The sequence below is a fragment of the Bacillus sp. J33 genome (assembly GCF_000518885.1).
GTDB lineage: Bacteria > Bacillota > Bacilli > Bacillales > Cytobacillaceae > Cytobacillus.
Map to the genome: position 1 here is coordinate 1 of NZ_JAEL01000030.1, position 14,232 is coordinate 14,232.

The 14,232-nt window shown below is 39.1% G+C and carries 10 protein-coding genes and 1 pseudogene; 9 read left to right on the forward strand and 2 right to left on the reverse strand.

Going from position 1 to position 14,232, the window contains the following annotated elements:
- From L634_RS0110865 to L634_RS30995, 6 genes and pseudogenes are all read left to right on the forward strand, one after another.
- Positions 1–220: IS200/IS605 family transposase (locus L634_RS0110865; RefSeq protein ID WP_026582476.1), on the forward strand; the 220-nt coding region annotated here is incomplete at its 5' end.
- A 306-nt stretch (positions 221–526) separates the two neighbouring features.
- Positions 527–2,197: a M4 family metallopeptidase gene (locus L634_RS0110870; protein WP_026582477.1), complete on the forward strand. Its 1,671-nt coding sequence runs from the start codon at positions 527–529 to the stop codon at positions 2,195–2,197.
- A 387-nt stretch (positions 2,198–2,584) separates the two neighbouring features.
- Positions 2,585–3,427: an alpha/beta fold hydrolase gene (locus tag L634_RS0110880; RefSeq protein WP_026582478.1), complete on the forward strand. Its 843-nt coding sequence runs from the start codon at positions 2,585–2,587 to the stop codon at positions 3,425–3,427.
- A 363-nt stretch (positions 3,428–3,790) separates the two neighbouring features.
- On the forward strand, positions 3,791–4,234 hold the full coding sequence (locus tag L634_RS0110885) for an Rrf2 family transcriptional regulator (RefSeq protein WP_026582479.1): 444 nt from the start codon (positions 3,791–3,793) through the stop codon (positions 4,232–4,234).
- Positions 4,235–4,297: 63 nt separating this feature from the next.
- The gene (locus L634_RS0110890; RefSeq protein ID WP_026582480.1) at positions 4,298–5,197 is read left to right on the forward strand and encodes an NAD(P)/FAD-dependent oxidoreductase; all 900 of its coding nucleotides are present in this window, start codon (positions 4,298–4,300) and stop codon (positions 5,195–5,197) included.
- A gap of 117 nt (positions 5,198–5,314) precedes the next feature.
- Positions 5,315–6,753, forward strand: a pseudogene (locus L634_RS30995) (MDR family MFS transporter).
- 103 nt (positions 6,754–6,856) lie between these two features.
- On the opposite strand, the gene L634_RS0110900 reads toward L634_RS30995, so the two are convergent.
- Together L634_RS0110900 and sstT are read right to left on the reverse strand one after the other, a co-directional pair.
- Positions 6,857–7,477 carry a hypothetical protein gene (locus L634_RS0110900; protein ID WP_026582481.1) on the reverse strand — a complete coding sequence of 207 codons (621 nt, stop codon included), beginning with the start codon at positions 7,475–7,477 and terminating at the stop codon, positions 6,857–6,859.
- Positions 7,478–7,625: 148 nt separating this feature from the next.
- Complete coding sequence (gene sstT, locus L634_RS0110905) at positions 7,626–8,858, reverse strand: serine/threonine transporter SstT (protein WP_026582482.1); 1,233 nt, start codon at positions 8,856–8,858, stop codon at positions 7,626–7,628.
- Between the two features lie 704 nt (positions 8,859–9,562).
- Here sstT and L634_RS0110915 point away from each other — a divergent pair.
- The 3 genes from L634_RS0110915 to L634_RS0110930 all read left to right on the forward strand — a co-directional run bounded on the left by L634_RS0110915 (position 9,563) and on the right by L634_RS0110930 (position 14,216).
- On the forward strand, positions 9,563–11,500 hold the full coding sequence (locus L634_RS0110915) for a DUF2075 domain-containing protein (RefSeq protein ID WP_026582484.1): 1,938 nt from the start codon (positions 9,563–9,565) through the stop codon (positions 11,498–11,500).
- 327 nt (positions 11,501–11,827) lie between these two features.
- Positions 11,828–12,295, forward strand: a complete 468-nt coding sequence (locus L634_RS0110925) for a CBO0543 family protein (protein WP_026582486.1) — start codon at positions 11,828–11,830, stop codon at positions 12,293–12,295.
- A 241-nt stretch (positions 12,296–12,536) separates the two neighbouring features.
- Entirely contained in the window at positions 12,537–14,216 is a 1,680-nt protein-coding gene (locus L634_RS0110930) for a sigma-54 interaction domain-containing protein (protein WP_026582487.1), read from the forward strand.
- The last annotated feature ends 16 nt before the right edge of the window (positions 14,217–14,232 follow it).

Genomic DNA, 14,232 nt, shown 5'->3' on the forward strand with positions numbered 1-14,232 from the left:
ATATTTAAAAGGTAAAAGTTCATTGATGATACATGATCGTCATGCGAATTTAAAGTATAACCACGGAAGCCGCACATTTTGGGCTAAGGGATATTACGTGAGTACGGTGGGACTCAACCAGAAAACAGTAGCAAAATATATCCGCGAGCAGGAAGCTGAGGATAAATTACGCGACCATATGACAAAGAGGGAATACGTCGATCCATTTAAAGATAAGTGACAGGAGTGAACGGTTGACGGTCAATTTAGAGTCCCCTTTAGGGGATTGTCAGTAAAGTGCCCTTATAGGGCGAAATTAAAACCGCCCGTTTTACGGGCGGATACTTACTGTGTTTTTCAATAACTGCAACAAAAGCATAGAATTTCAATGAACTTATTAATATTATTTGCTTTCTGGTAAATTATAACTATTTTACCGACCTTATTTTACATTATTTTTAAAATTAAAATAATTCATATTATTCATTTAAAATCAGTCCTCCTACTCTATAATTTAGAGTATCTAAATAATAGGAGGTATAAAATTTTGAAGAAAAAGCTTATTGCACCTGTATTTTTATCCTCAGCATTATTGGTGGGGTCTATCCCGGTAAGCAGCGTTTTTGCGCAGCCGGTTGATTCTATCGGGGCCAGTAATGTACAAGCTTCCAAGGAGTGGAATGAGAAAGCAAGCGTCCCTTTATTTGTAAAAGAGCGATTTGCAGAGAAATTTACTTCTAGCTCCCCATCCAATGCATTAAATTATTTGAAGAAACACCAGGATAAGACAGGAGTTAAAAATCCGGATAAAAACCTAAAAGTGAAAAGTGTACAAAAAGATGAACTGGGTATGACTCATGTCCGTTTTAATCAGTCAATAAATGGAGTTAACGTTGAGGGATCCGAAGTAATTGTTCATTTTAATGAGAATAATGAAGTAGTATCCGTGAACGGAAGAGTGAATCAGACGATTGCAGAAGATGCAGTAGACACGACCGCCTCTTTAAGCAGTGATGCTGCACTAAAAGCGGCATTATCCTCTGTCGATGCCCCTGAAGAGCTTACATATGAGCCAACTGCTGAGCTTGTTGTCTATCCTTTTGAAAACGAAAACCATACAGCATATAAAGTAAATGTTAACTTCATGGGAGATGAACCTGGAAACTGGTTTGTGTTCGTGGATGCAAATACCGGCGAAGTAATTGATAAGTATAATGGCTTAATGCATGCCGAGGAACATAAAACCCAAAAAGGTGCTGGAAAAGGTGTTCATGGTGACCACAGAGAATTACATATTACTCCAGTAAAGGAAGATGAAGGCGGAACAAAATTTGCATTAGCAGATTACTCTCATGAGAATCTGCAAGGTATATTTACGTATGATGCTAAAAATGACGGGAATTCAAGCAATGATACTTTATATGTTGGGAATTCTGCTGCATTTATTGGCGATTATGACCGAGCTGCTGTCGATGCACATTATAATTCTGAAAAGGTATATGACTATTTTCTGAATGAACATGGCCGCAATTCTCTGGATGGGGAAGGAATGGCTATTAATTCATATGTTCACTATGGCAGCAATTACAACAATGCATTCTGGAATGGACGCCATATGACTTATGGGGATGGTGACGGTGAATTTTTTATTTCACTATCAGCCGGTCTTGACGTTGCTGCCCACGAAATGACTCATGGAGTCATCTCTCATACTGCAAATTTAGCATACCGGAATCAATCTGGAGCACTGAACGAATCGTTCGCGGACGTCTTTGGTGTACTCGTGGACGATGATGATTGGGAAGTGGGCGAAGACATTATGGCACCGGCAGCTAAAGCTGACGGGGTAACGAGATTGCGCAGCTTGAGTGATCCAAACAGTGTTGTAGTCAGCAACGCACAGAGAGCAGCTTACGGCAGCGGTGTTTATCCGGATCATATGGATGAATTTTATGACATGCCACTTAATGTAGATAATGGCGGTGTCCATGTTAACTCCTCCATTACCAACCATGCCGCATACTTGATCGGACAAGAAATTGGAAGGGAAAAATTGGGGCAAATATACTACCGTGCTTTAACTGTTTATTTAACCTCAAATTCTAATTTTAGCGATGCACGTCAGGCCATCGTTCAGTCTGCAATCGATATATATGGTGAAGGAAGCGAGGAAGAGGCCGCCGTTCAATCCGGATTTGATGCGGTGGGAATTTACTAGGCAGATAATTGGTATGTCTGCAGAATAAAATAAAGGTGTCTGTCCTCGGCTGTGCTAGTTTGTTAAAAGCATAGGGGACAGGCATCTTTTTGTGGCATTGGCTGGAAGGGTGAATGGAAGGGAAGGTGAAGTAAAGTTTTTTATTTGGAATTTGCAATTAAAAAATATGAAAACCCTGCTTTAACAAATTACAGGGGGACTTTCTTCAGTCTTTTGCCCTTCTCAAAATAGAAAGGTAATTCTTTAAACTAGCTAGAATAAGTGAATCATTGCTGCATAAGAAATTAAGGGTAGAGTGAAATCTTTACAGGCATTAGAATAACTCTGGGATTGATCATTAATTTCAGATGTGATTCCTTTTAATTTTACATTCGAGGAGGTAAAAAAATGGGTGAACAACTACTTAAAATAAACAATGTGGATCTTTGTACAGAAAGTTTCGGAAACCCTAAAGACCCTGCTGTCCTGTTAATAATGGGATCTATGTCTTCATTAGACTGGTGGGACGAGGATTTTTGTCTCCGCCTCGCTGAACAGGGGAGATTTGTCATTCGGTATGACCATCGTGACCTGGGACGTTCCACCACTTATGAGCCTGGTACTTCAAACTATACCATAACGGATATGGCTGACGACGCAGTCGGAATCCTGGATTCCTATTCGATCGAGCAGGCTCATATTGCAGGGATGTCGCTAGGGGGAATGATAGGTCAGATTTTTGCCTTGAGATATGCAGAACGGATACGTACGCTTACTCTAATTGCAACAAGTGTGTTCGGAACCGAGATGGAAAAACTGCCTCCAATGGATCAGAGCATTCTAGAACACCACGCGAAGAGAAGTAATATAGATTGGTCAAATAAAGAAGCGGTGATTCCCTATCTTGCGGAGGGATGGAGATTATTAGCTGGTTCTAAAACGTTTGAACAGGAAAGAATATTTAAACTGGCAGAAAGAGAGGCTGTGCGCGCTAAGCAGCTGCTAAGCCGATTTAATCATGCCATGCTGCAAGGCGGAGAGGAATATTACGATAGGACGGGTGAAATCAGTGTCCCTGTGCTGATCATTCATGGCACAAAAGACCCGGCTCTGCCGTACGAGCACGGGCTTGCCCTTATGAAAGCCATTCCCCATGCTGAGTTTGTGACGCTTGATGGATCAGGCCATGAGATTCATAGTGATGACTGGGATCAAATTATAGGATCAGTTATATTGCATAGTTCCAGATAAATAAATTTGTGAAATAGACTCAGAGCTGTAAATTTAAAATGGTAGTTAGGGGTTTTATTAAATTTACCAAAGGATTTAGCTTAACCCATTATTTTCTTCTTCGTGTGGCTGCACCAAAAATTGCTGTCTAACTGCTAATAATTAGGCAGCAATTTAATAGTGTGACCAGAACGAGCTTAAAGCGGCAGTATGAAAGGGACAGTTTTTTTAATCCGAAAGTGAATAACAACCTCTTTATAATTCGTCTATTTGACTTACGGTATATAAGAAAAATTTCTCAAGGTTGATTTTTATTCTATTTTGGTTTAAAGTTAATTACAGACATCAAGGGTCTTTAATATATTTTTTTGAAGGAGAGAATGAATGAAATATTCAAGAGCCACAAATTACGCTTTACACACGATGGTCTATTTAACTTTAACTCCAAAGGGTAAATCTGTTGGGGTTGATCATTTGGCCAGTATCCAAAATCTCTCACCGACATATCTTTCGAAGATTTTAACAAAACTGGTTAAAGCGGGACTAATTGAATCAACTCCTGGTGTTAAGGGTGGATATAGTATAGTCAGCCATTCACGCGAAATTTCTTTTTTAGATGTTATTCAAGCCATTGAAGGGAAAACAACCTTATTCAGCTGTTCATTGGAACATGATGATCAAAAAAATGGAGAATGTTTAATTGAAAATGTGATGATGGAAGCTGAAAAAAAGATGAAAGAGGAATTAGGCAAAAAATATATTATTGAAATTGCAAAAGAAATCGAAGCAACAAAAATACAAAAAACAGATTGTCATAACTCGCATTAATTTTTTTATAATAATTATAGATATTAAGAGTCTTTAATATAGATAATTTAAGGGGGAATAAAATTGTTATTAGATTGCGTTATTATTGGTGGAGGACCATCAGGTTTAAATGCTGCACTTGTTCTTGGCAGGGCAAAAAGAAATACCATTCTATTTGATGAAGATAAGCCCAGGAATGCTGTAACTCATGAATCTCATGGATTTATAACAAGAGATGGAATAAAGCCTTCTGAATTTAAAAAATTGGCTAAAGAGAATTTGTTGAAATATCCCAGTATTTCGATTCAAAATCAGCGCATTATCAATATAAAAAAAGAAAATCGCACTTTTCTTATTTTTTCGGAAGATGGGCATTCATATCGAACTAGAAAGGTCCTTTTATCAACTGGCCTTAAAGATGTTTTGCCTCGTATAGAAGGGATCCATCATTTCTATGGCACCTCCTTGTTTAATTGTCCTTTTTGTGATGGATGGGAATTAAGAGACCGGGCAATAGTTGTCATAGGAGAGGATGAGCGGGTTTTTCATATGACTAAAATGGCTTCAAATTGGAGTAAAGACCTTGTTGTTTGTACAAATGGGAAAAACATTCTCTCTACCGAGCAGAGAGAAGTATTAAATAAGAGAAAAATAAAAGTTATAGAAGACAAAATCGTAACTTTACAAGGCAATAAAGGACGCTTAAAGAAGATTCAATTTAAGAATGGGAAAGAAATAGAAAGGGAAGGCGGCTTTGTTTCTACTGAATTAAAACAAGCGACTTCATTTCCTCAAACCTTAGGGTGTGCCATGAATAAGATGGGTGGAATTGAAACTGATAAAATGGGGCGTACAAATATTGAAGGAGTTTATGCAAGTGGAGATAATTCCCTATCAGCACCTCCTCAATTAATTAATGCTGCAAGTGATGGAAGTAAAGCGGCTATGGGAGTCATAAGTGACTTGATTGATGAAGATTTTTAAGCTAAATCAAGGAAAATAGAAAAATGGAAGAGCGTCTAGGCGTACTGCTTGAAAAATTAATTTCTATGGTGGATTATACTTATGTATGTATTTAAACTGTAAAATGATGGAGGAATTATGGATTCTAAGACAAATACCAGAATAATCATGATTACATTCATGTTCGGTGCCTTTTTTGCCATCTTGAATGAAACATTGCTAAATATCGCATTGACTGAATTGATGAATGTATTTGACGTTGATGCACCGACTGTTCAATGGATGGCTACTGGATTTATGCTTGTAATGGGTGTCTTGATGCCTATATCTGCCTTATTGATTCAATGGTTCACGACCAGACAAATGTTTATCGGTGTCATGACTATATTTTTAATCGGAACCACCATCGCAGCTTGTGCTATGAATTTTCCCATGCTGCTGACAGGCCGAATGGTCCAAGCGGTCGGGACAGGTCTGTTAATACCCGTAATTATGAATGCATTGCTATTTATGTATCGTCTGAAGTTCGTGGAAAAGTAATGGGGACATTTGGTCTGGTTATTATGTTTGCACCTGCAATCGGTCCGACCTTATCGGGTGTCATCGTTGACTTATTAGGTTGGCGCTGGTTATTCATTACCGTTATTCCATTCGCTGCGTTTTCAATTCTGTTTGCAATGAAATTTTTGCAAAACGTCGGAGAGGTAACACGTCCAAAAGTTGATATACTGTCGATTATTTTGTCTTCCATCGGGATAGGGGGAATAGTCTATGGATTCAGCAGTGCTGGTGAGGCGGGTTTTCAATCGATAAGAATTCTTTCAATTATTATTATCAGCTTACTAAGCCTGGCGGTATTTGTCCTCCGTCAATTGAAGCTGGAAGAGCCATTATTAGATGTTCGTGTCTTCAAATATAAAAATTATGCACTGGGTGTCAGCCTCTTTGTCATTGTGGTCATGGCAATGTTCGCTTCCGAAATCGTAATGCCTATGTATTTGCAAGGACCGCTCGGATATTCTGCAAAGCTGGCGGGGCTATTGCTTTTACCAGGTGCGTTATTGAATGGTTTGATGTCACCGGTAATGGGTACGCTATTCGATAAGTTTGGACCTAGAAAGCTGATGATCCCCGGAACACTCGTATTGGTAGGGGTTATGGTATTCTTCAGCAATATCAGTCCTTCGATGCATATTTGGTCATTCATCCTTGTCTATATCATATTGATGCTGTCTATCTCTTCGATCATGATGCCCGCCCATACGAATGCGCTGAATGAATTGCCAAAGAAACTTTATCCACATGGAACAGCCATCGGGAATACCCTGCAGCCAATTGGGGGAGCCCTTGGGGTTTCCGTTTTTGTTAGTATAATGAGTCAAGGACAGAGCAGCTATCTAGCAAATCAGTCAGTGCCGATTACTGAAAATGTAATGAATGAAGCGATGACTCAAGGGGTGCACCATGCTTATTGGTTTGCATTGGCTTTATGTATTGGGGCATTCTTCATTTCTTTATCCATCAAAAAAGCAGTTGCGCCGGATTTTGATCAAACGGAAACGGACAATGATAATTAGAAATGTTTTTTTAAAGAGAGCATTCCTTTTATGAAGGGGATGCTCTTTATACATAGTTTTTGTTATATAAGAACCCCTCTTATAAGAGGGGCTGAAAGTCCATTTACTTTAGATCAAAAAACACCGTATTCCCGACCCAAGAATCATACTCCATTTTTGCATCCTCGCCAGCTTTCACTAAACCAGCAATAAAGCCTTCTTTTTCGTTGCCGTTATACATTTCAAAAGAAAAATCGGGTTCCGTTGTGCCAGCAATATCACCGCTATAAATATCGCCGCTTTCGCTTACGAATTTAAAGTTCATGATGCCGTCGATCGTAAATGGATGGTCGTCCGTTTCCGAATCCACAACTTTTACCTTGCTTTTTACAAGAACCCATTCATAACCATCTGGGGCATCTTCGTTAAATTCATTCATTTCCTTTAGTTTTTGTTGAGCTTGTTCTCCGCGGATCACTTCATCTACTGACAGCTCAATCTTTGTTTTATATTCATTTGATGAATCGTCATAGATGACTGTATCAATAGAGGCAATTTCGTTTATTTTTACAGGGTTAGACCGAGTTCCAACCTTGGCATCTTCTTTTTTTTCCTCCTGATTCACATTTTCCTCTTTGCCGGTTTCTTCTGTCTGCGTTTTTGTTGATATATCGTCTGTTTCACCGCATGCTGCAAGAAGCAAGGCAGACAACACTCCAGTTGATACGGCTTTAGCTAACTTCATATGTTTCAAGTTAATCCCTCCAATAGGTTTAATTAATCTCTGCATAAAAAATCTTAGCATGGAGGGTGTTCAAATTTTTGGAAAGGTGATAGGGCAAAAGAAGGAATAAAAAATCCGGCCATTTCATATGGCCGGATCAAAAGTTGTTTTACGCACTAATTTTTACAACCTTACCTTCTTTACGCTTCTTTGCATATTCCGCAGTTGCAGTAAATAGTACGTCTGATGAAGAGTTAAGAGCTGTTTCACAAGAGTCCTGAAGCACACCAATGATGAATCCAACACCTACGACTTGCATCGCAATGTCATCTGGAATTCCGAATAAGCTGGACGCTAAAGGAATAAGCAGGAGAGATCCGCCGGCAACACCTGAAGCACCTGCTGCTGATACTGCTGCTAAAACGCTAAGGATAAGGGCAGTACCAAAGTCCACTTGGATGCCAAGGGTGTGAACCGCAGCAAGAGTCAAGACCGAAATCGTAACAGCTGCACCCGCCATATTGATGGTGGCACCTAACGGAATCGATACGGAATAAGTATCTTCATCTAAACCTAATTTTTCACATAGGCTCATATTTACTGGAATATTTGCAGCTGAGCTGCGTGTAAAGAATGCTGTGATTCCGCTTTCCTTCAAGCATTTGAAGACTAGTGGATATGGATTTCTGCGAATATTAAGAAATACGATGATAGGATTCACAACTAGAGCGATAAAAAACATGCAGCCGAGCAGAACGGCAAGAAGTTTACCATAGTCGAGCAAGGCTGAAAGCCCATTAGAGACAATCGCTTCAAAAACCAGCCCCATGATACCAAGTGGTGCAAAGTTAATCACCCATTTTACTAATTTAGTGATGGCATCCGAGAAGTTAGCCAGCATATTTTTGGTCGTGTCAGCGGCATTTCTTAAGGCTATGCCAAGTAGGATGGCCCAAGTCAGGATGCCGATATAATTGCCATTTAAAATAGCATTGACCGGGTTGTCAACTACGTTGAACAGGACCGTCCTAAGTACCTCTACTATGCCGCCAGGAGGTGTCACGTCTTCTGCCCCCGGTGCAAGAGATAGCGTAACCGGGAAAATAAAGCTTGCAACAACCGCTACAAATCCTGCCAGGAATGTACATAGGCCATATAGGATAATAATCGATTTCATATTTGTCTGATGACCGCTTCTATGCCTGGAGATGGCATGCATTACCAGGAATAAAACCAAAACCGGCGCAACTGCCTTTAATGCACCTACAAATAAAGAACCAAATACTGTCACCCATTTTGCTGCATCAGGAATCGTTAAAGCCAAAACAACACCAATAATAATACCAACAAGTATTCTTTTTACTAGGCTTGCTTGGTTCCACTTAAGAAATGCGTTCTTCATAAAATACCCCCGAATTTTTTAGAATAATTGCATAATAAAATAGAATATTGCATTATCACTGTTTTCGACAGCGCTATTTGATAGTTTAACACAAATATTATAAATTGTGTGATAAATTATTATATTGAAATATTTGTTAAAACGAATAAGGAGAAAGCTGGATTACAAAAAGACTGAAGAATTCAGGGAGTGTTATATGAAATTATTTGGTTTAAATCAGAGCATGTCATACTGAGATTACTTTGCACAAAGGATGAAACTATTTAATGATTGCCCATTTCTTATAGACACACAGAAAACGAATATAAAAAATCCGGCCAAATACATGGCCGGACCTAAAAGGGGTAAAGATAAAGGGCTGTATGATGTTTCGGTACAATTCTAATTATAATCTGAAAATATTAACAAACTATGAACAAGATAAATCAAAACTGTTAAATATAGATAAAGAAAGCAATTCTTTATTTTTGCATTTCACCCTGTTTATTTTTTTCGGTGAAGATATATGTATATTGCCTTTTCCTGCCGAACGAAACTTGCAGGCTGACTATGTTCAAACTCCAAAATCCATCTGCAAGAATTTGGTTGCTTATAATTTAAAGATCTCATAAATAGCTTCATTTCCAGATTTTGCTATAATAAAATCGACTAAGTCGAGCTGTCAGAACATTAAACAGCAGAATTTGTACAATGGAGTGATCCAAATGATTGTCTATGAAGCCAGTAAACAGGAGTTTCTTCACCATGTTGACCAGGATGTGCTGGTAGCGCATATTTTAGAGCAGTTCAAATTAAAGCTGGGCAGGACGAGTGAGTCCGAGATTCGGTCCTGGGACAACTCGATGCTGCATATGTACCGGGTTTTAAATGACCAGAGCATTCCTGATGATGCAGGGATAGCAATTGAGTACAGAATTCCCTATACGTCCAAGAGGGTGGATTTCCTGTTGTCAGGTCATGATGGGGATCAGGACACCGTTGTCATCGTCGAGTTGAAGCAGTGGTCTGAGGTTGAAAAGGTCGCGGGAAAAGAAGCGATCGTTAAGACTGCTCTTAACCGAGGATTGCATGAGGTTGCCCATCCTTCCTATCAGGCATGGTCATATGCAGCATTAATTGAGGACTACAATGAAAATGTGCAGCAGCAAAATATTCAGCTCAAGCCCTGTGCCTATTTACATAATTACCGGAAGAGGGAGAATGATCCGTTAACGGATAAAATGTATAATTACTACACAAACCTGGCGCCAGTTTACGCAAAGGGGGATGTCGAGCGTCTTAGAAACTTTATTAAAACCCATATCAAGTATGGCGATAAAAAGGAGATTCTGTACCAAATCGATCAGGGAAGGATCAGGCCTTCAAAGTCTTTGCAGGATTCATTGGCAGACATGTTAAAAGGGAACCAGGAGTTCGTCATGATTGATGAGCAAAAGGTGATGTATGAAACCTCACTCCAGCTTGCCAAGACTGCTATAAAGACTGATGCCAAACAGGTGATGATCATTGAAGGCGGGCCGGGTACAGGCAAGTCAGTGCTTGCGGTCAATCTTCTTGTTGCCTTAACGAATGAAAACATGACATGCCAGTATGTCACGAAGAATTCGGCTCCGCGAAATGTGTACGCTGCAAAACTAAAGGGCGATTTTAAAAAAGGCCGGATTGATAACTTATTTAAAGGCTCTGGCAGCTATACTGAAACTTCCCTCAATGAACTTGATGTGTTAATTGTTGATGAGGCACATCGGTTAAATGAGAAGTCTGGCATGTTTCAAAACCTGGGTGAAAACCAGATCAAAGAAATTATCCACAGTGCGAACTTGTCTATATTTTTTATCGATGAGAACCAACGGGTGACTCTAAAAGACATTGGCAGTGTAGAACTTATAAAAAAATACGCCGAGGAATATGGAGCGAAAGTGACTTCAGGATTTTTGGCATCACAGTTTAGATGCGATGGATCTGATGGCTATATTGCCTGGCTGGATGATGTCCTGCAAATTCGGGAAACTGCCAATGCTAATGACATGGGGCTGGACTATGATTTCCGCGTATTTTCTGATCCGCATGAATTGAGAAAAGAGATTGAGAGCCTTAATAAACTTAACAATAAATCGCGGATGGTCGCCGGATATTGCTGGGAATGGCCAAAAGAGGGCAGGGCCAAATCAAATTATCACGATATCGTCATTAAGGAACATAAATATGGAATGAGCTGGAACTTAAATAACTCTGAAACCTGGGCGATTGATCAAAATTCAGTGGGAGAAGCGGGCTGCATCCATACGTGCCAGGGGCTGGAGTTTGACTATGTGGGCGTTATCATCGGAGATGACATGAGATTTGAAAATGGACAGGTTATTACCGATTACACGAAGAGGGCCAAAACAGACCAATCTCTAAAAGGCATCAAAAAAATGCTCAAAGAAGAGCCCGAAGAAGCCAAAGCACTCGCGGATAAAATTATTCGCAACACCTACAGGACGCTAATGACTAGAGGACAAAAGGGATGTTTTGTATTTTGTACGGATAAGGAAATGGAAAAATATCTTCTCGAGCGATTAAAGAGGGAAGTAATATATGGGTCGCACAGCCGTGATGAGATAAAGGCAGCGGAGGATAGAGGGGATTACTTATTATAATTATTTACATTTTGTTCATGGTTTATAGTAATGGCCGTATATTTAATTCTGTTTTTTTATTCTTTACTTTTTTTACTAAATATTATCCAGTAATCCAGGAAGTAACCAGAATAACCAGCGATATTGTAATTGCGGGACAAAAGGTGGTTACGATCTCAGCACTGAAAATCTTTGAACTGACAATTTATTCGGCAGAATAACCTATTTCAAAAGAAAAATACGTAAAAAATAAATTTAAGTTAAAAATTGGATGTTAATACATATTATTACATCTATTTGGAAATTGTAAGCTTTACAATTACAAATTTATGTAAAGGGTGCCGGTTAATGGAGAAAATCATGTTAAGGGGACTGCTTGCTTTGTGTGGTGCTGCTGTTCCTTTTCTATTTATAGGGTCAAAGGTATGGGAAAATCTAGTCATTTTCTTTTCTAAAGGAGTTTTGTCAACACTTATAGATGCATATGTTGTTGGGACAAAAAGAATTGAGTATCCTGTCAGGCCTTTCCCATCCATATTTAAAACGAATATTATTTATGACATGCTGTTTTTTCCGCTGCTAAGTGTTTTATGGATTAAGCAATCCTACAATGACAATTTAAGGGGGATCCTGCTCAAAAGTTTAACATGGAGCATTCCAATGAGTGCTGCTCAATGGTATTTGGAGCGAAATTCACGGTTATTTAAGTGGCGGAGATGGACAGCTTTTCACACTTTTACAAGTGTAAGTTTTACTCTCCTGACAATTAGGGGACTTGTGGCGGTAATTAAGAAGTTTGCTAAACCATCTAATTAGTAAGCAGGCGTACGGATTGCTTATTGTACATAGGCTGTTTTCGTAAAATTGCTTTTTAAACAAATGTCAATAAAGGAATCTTAAGAGCACCTGTTATGGTGCTTTTTTATTAGTGGAAATTTAGTACGGAAAAGAACTTTTGAAGCTGTTAGCTAAAAATCCGATAAAGGGATATTAAATCTATCGAAGAATATATAGTAATAACTTTAAAACCAAAAAGCTAATATGTTGAGGTGATTCAATGGAGGCAGGTACACTTCCGTTTCCTTTCTTTATCGCTTCTCCCGGTGACCGCATCTCCTATAGTAATGAATTCTTCCGGAATAGCCTTTCTATCGCTGAAATAGAAAATAAGTATATTCAAGAGGTTTTTGACAGATGGGTTGAGATAAGGGGAGGTCAGCTGATTCATGGTTCTTTAAGAAATAGGGATTGTATATTTATAAAGAATGGGATGCCTGATTCAGAAGATATTGTCTATATTGGAACCTTTTCCTCCGAGCTTACTTCCTTAATTGAGGAATTGAAGGAAGCTAAGCGTGTAAATCGGGAGCTTGATGCTACGATCGAAAACTCTTATGACGGCATTTACATTACGAATAAGGAAGGCGTTACGATTAAAACGAATTCTGCGATTGAAAGGCTAACAGGGATTCCAAAGGAATACTATATAGGAAAAAAAGTCGATGCTTTAATGAAGAGAGGAATCCTGAAAAATTCCGTAACACATCAGGTCCTGGAGAAAAAACGAAGCGTTTCCCTTGTGCAGAAAAATTTTTTGGGCAAAGAGGTCCTTTTAACTGGAAATCCCGTTTTTAATGAGGATGGAGAAATACAAAGTATTGTCACAAATATTCGGGATTTATCGGAATTGAATGATCTTCAGACGGCACTTATGGAAGCGAACCAATTAAATAATAGCTATAAAAAAGAGATTGAGAGATTAAAAGGGAGATCTTACGGCACTAATGGTGTTGTCATAAAAAGCAAACAGATGAAAAGGATTTATGATACCGCATCAAGAATATCCAATGTGGATGCTACTGTTCTGATTCTTGGCGGGACGGGAACTGGCAAAGATGTTCTCGCACGGTTTATTTATGACCAAAGTGAAAGAAGCAGAAACGGGAATTTAGTAAAGATTAATTGCGGGGCCATTCCAGCTGATTTGCTTGAGTCGGAATTATTTGGATATGAAGCGGGTGCATTTACGGGTGCCAGTGCAAAAGGGAAGGCTGGCATGTTTGAGATGGCTGATAAAGGTGTTCTCTTTCTTGATGAGGTCGGTGAACTGCCCCTTCCTTTGCAGGTTAAACTCTTGAGAGTCATACAGGAGCAGGAGGTCCAGAGAATTGGGGGAACCAAACCGAAGAAAATTAATGTGCGAATCATTGCTGCAACTAACAGAAACTTAAAGGAAATGGTATTGGATGGTGATTTCCGTGAAGACCTGTATTACCGGCTCAATGTGATTCCAATTTCAATTCCTTCTCTTCGCGAAAGAAAAGATGAAATTCTGCCGCTTGCTGAATATTATCTTGAATTAATGAACGCCAAATATCAAGTGAATAAAAAGCTCACTTCGAGCCTTAAGGAATTTTTTTATGAGTACACGTGGCCGGGGAATATACGTGAACTGGCCAATTTGATCGAGAGAATGGTCCTAATTACAGATGAAGACAATTTAATCCCAAGTCACTTGCCTGCAGAGTATAAAAATATGAAAGGCCAGGCTGTTGAAGTAAATGAAATAATGACTCTAAAGCAAGCATCCGAATTGGCGGAGGAGAAAATTCTTCAACTGGCTTTAAAGAAATATAACACAACATATGAACTGGCAAAAGCGCTTAATACAAGTCAGCCGACAATAGTAAGAAAATTAAAAAAATACAATTTGCATTTTGTTCACAGTCTAAATTAAGGGTAACAAAAATTGG